The following is a 311-nucleotide window of genomic DNA, read 5'->3' as shown; positions in this document are numbered from 1 at the left end:
CGTCGTTGCAGTTCAGCCTGTGCCAGCAGGTCCAGCTGACGGTCGATTTCTTCGACGCGCTGTTTTGGGTAGGCTTCGTTCGGTTTCAGCCCGAGTGCAGTTTGGTAGGATGTTTTAGCCGGTTGCCATTCCTGCTGATTGAACTGCTGATCAGCCTGGGCGATAGTCTGCCGGTAGCTGGCTTCGAGCTGTGCCCGTGCCAGGGAGTCGGCTTGTGCTTGTTGACGTCGTTGCAGTTCAGCCTGTGCCAGCAGGTCCAGCTGACGGTCGATTTCTTCGACGCGCTGTTTTGGGTAGGCTTCGTTCGGTTT

At 57.2% G+C, this 311-nt stretch carries 1 protein-coding gene; it reads right to left on the bottom strand.

The genetic code is table 11. The annotated features are described in order from the left end of the window. Window positions 1-311 (bottom strand): hypothetical protein (locus N2K84_RS20400; protein WP_282593668.1); only part of this gene is annotated, 311 nt, incomplete at both ends.

This window comes from Gaoshiqia sediminis, assembly GCF_025907915.1.
Taxonomy (GTDB): Bacteria; Bacteroidota; Bacteroidia; order Bacteroidales; family Prolixibacteraceae; genus Gaoshiqia; species Gaoshiqia sediminis.
This window is presented reverse-complemented; position numbering and strand designations above follow the sequence as displayed.